The organism is Roseateles sp. P5_E11 (assembly GCF_054049355.1).
In genome coordinates, this window is sequence record NZ_JBFUMO010000724.1 from 1 (window position 1) to 2,492 (window position 2,492).

Annotated in this window: 3 protein-coding genes; 1 reads left to right on the forward strand and 2 read right to left on the reverse strand. The window is 66.9% G+C overall.

Annotated features, from left to right (window positions below; all coding sequences use genetic code 11):
- Positions 1-32: 32 nt before the first annotated feature.
- Both ACXJKR_RS29725 and ACXJKR_RS29730 read right to left on the reverse strand, forming a co-directional pair.
- On the reverse strand, positions 33-299 hold the full coding sequence (locus ACXJKR_RS29725; RefSeq protein ID WP_457325906.1) for a hypothetical protein: 267 nt from the start codon (positions 297-299) through the stop codon (positions 33-35).
- Entirely contained in the window at positions 296-913 is a 618-nt protein-coding gene (locus ACXJKR_RS29730) for a hypothetical protein (RefSeq protein WP_457325907.1), read from the reverse strand. The genes ACXJKR_RS29725 and ACXJKR_RS29730 overlap by 4 nt, the downstream gene beginning before the upstream one ends.
- A gap of 620 nt (positions 914-1,533) precedes the next feature.
- Here ACXJKR_RS29730 and ACXJKR_RS29735 point away from each other — a divergent pair.
- Positions 1,534-2,492 (forward strand): ParB/RepB/Spo0J family partition protein (locus tag ACXJKR_RS29735; protein WP_457325908.1); only part of this gene is annotated, 959 nt, incomplete at its 3' end.

Here is a 2,492-nt window from a genome sequence, read left to right on the forward strand (position 1 = left end):
CATATCGGTACCTCGCCGTGTTGGTTGGAAGTCTAGGCCGCGACTTCGAGATGTCGAAGCTCGTGGGCGCTGAGTGGCTCCCTGAGTTCGGCCTGGCGGGCTTCGTGCTGTCGGGTGCGCTGTTCCGCCTGTCTGAGCAGACCGGCAAGCACTGGGTCAGCGGCGATTCGACGGCGGGCCTCGCTGATCGCCGGTGCGAATTCAGGGCTGGCCTTGATCTTGTAGGTCAGGAAACTGTCGTGCCTGTCCGGGAACACCTGCCACCAGGCAATGATGCTGTCGGGGTCGGTCAGTTTCAATTCCATGGTGTGGCTCCCTGAGCGTGCGTTTGGGGTACGAGGCAATGCACCTCGGTCCCTGACCTTTGCCGGTTTGCACCCGTGGCTCGGCTCGATTCGAGAGCCCGGCTGCGAGCGCGGTAGCCGTTGCGAATCTGCTGGTCGGCCGCTGCGATTGGGCATGCGCCAGGCGCGGCGGTGAGCCAGTGGCGCGCTGCGTTCAGCGCTTGCTCGTGCGACTCGCAGTGGTCGCTCATGCCGAAGTGGGCGGTGAACACAACGAGCCATTCATTGGGCGTGTACGCGTAGTGGGCGGCCGGTATGACGTCGATGCAGGCCTCATCCAAATGCTCGAGATCTTCGATGGTGGCCTGACGTGGAGGTTCGGCCTTGAATGCGGCGTTCAGTGCCGCCTGGGTTGCCGTGGTCCAGCGCACGATGCTTGGCAGATGGTTGCCGGCCCAGTACGCCGGCAGCCCGCCCGCTTCCTCGAAAGCGGCCTTGGCGCCTAGGACTTGCCAGGCAACGCCCAACTGGTCTTCCAGCGCCTTCCTGGCCGCGTCCATGGCTTGGTTCGGCACGTCCTCGCCATAGGGATTGATGGCGAAGTAGGCGACGTAGAGCGGTTTGCTCATGTCCTTCTCCTTGGACTGGCCAGCTGGCGCTGACCGAGGTGCCAGCGTGCTGGCTGGGTGGGTGAGATGAAGCGATGTCGGGCGCTTCGCTGAATACTGTGTATTTATACAGTACACCAAAAATCGGGAGGCGTCCACGCCTTCGGCCGTATTGGTGAGCTGGGCGAGCCTAGCCGGCGTTGCCGGCCGTCCGGGCTCTTGCGGGTTCGCGCCGGGCGCTCATCCACGCGGTGCGTGGACTGCTGCGCAGCACTGTCGATCCCTCTTGCGGGCGCCTGGCGGCGCTGAAGCGCACCGCTGCGCGGTGTGGGTGCGCCGCGGCCCCGCTGGGCCCGCCGCGCGCTGCCGCGGGTGGTGAAGGGCCAACCCGTCGGTCCCGCTCGCGGTTTCCGCATGGGCGGTGGCCTGCCTCCTGGGCCGTCCCTTTATCGACGGGTAGCGCAGTGCCCACCGAAGGCAACGGTGCAGCTGCGCTCCGTGTCCTCACCCGGTCCCGGCGCGATGCGCCGGGCTGCGGCTTGCGGGTCGGCCATTGCCTTCGGTGGGCGCCGCGCTCCTGGTCCGTCGAGACGGCTCCAGGAAGCAGGTTTTCCCACCACCAACGCAGAAAGGCGTGAACCATGAGCAAGACCGAAACCCTCACCACCCGCGGCAACAACAGCCTCGAAGCGGACGTTCCCTCCGCACCTCCCGAGACTCACCAGGAAGCAAGCATTGCCCTGCGGGCAGGGACCGAAGAAGCAAACCTCCAGTACCTGACGCTGCGGTGCCTGCGGCTGGACGAGCGCAACGTGCGCAAGGACGAGCCTACTGAGGCGGAGATCGACGAGCTGGCTGACTTGATCGATGCGCAGGGCCTGCTGCAGAACCTCTCGGTGCTGGCCTATGACAGCCCCCGGCGCGGCAAAGGCCGCGACAGCAAGCGGCTGTTTACGCACGGCGTGATCGCGGGCGGCCGGCGTCTGCGGGCGCTGAATGTGCTGGTCAAGCGTGGGCGGATCACGCTGGACTTCGAAGTGCTGTGCGCCGTGATCCCGGTCGAGCGGGCCATCGCGGTCAGCATGGCCGAGAACCAGGGCCAGAAGCCGATGAGCATCGCGGACACCGTGCGGGCGTTCGCGGACATGGTGGCGGCCGGCGCCGGCATCGAGGACATCGCCGTGTGCTTCGGGCTCACCCCGCTGACCGTCAAGCGCCGGCTGAAGCTCGCCACCGTGTCGCCGAAGCTGTTCGCGCTGTATCGCGCGGGCGACATGAACATGGATCAGCTCATGGCGCTGTCGCTGGCCGACACGCACGAGAAGCAGGAAGGCGCCTGGGAATGCCTGCCGGCCTACAGCCGCAGCCCCAGCGCTATCCGCAACGTGATCCTCGGCGACAGCGGGCGGGGCTCGGTGGTCAAGTTCGTGGGCCTGGACGCCTACGAGCGGGCGGGCGGCCACGTCATCCGCGACCTGTTCAGCAACGAGCAGGGCGACGCGGAGCACATCGGCGACCCTGAGCTGATGCAGCGGCTGGCGATGGAACGGCTGACGGCCCTGGGGGCGGCTGAACAGGACAAGGACGGCTGGGCCTGGGT

Bases quoted from the DNA above. Each gene is read 5' to 3' on its own strand.
- ACXJKR_RS29730 (WP_457325907.1), bottom strand. From the start codon at position 913: ATGAGCAAACCGCTCTACGTCGCCTACTTCGCCATCAATCCCTATGGC.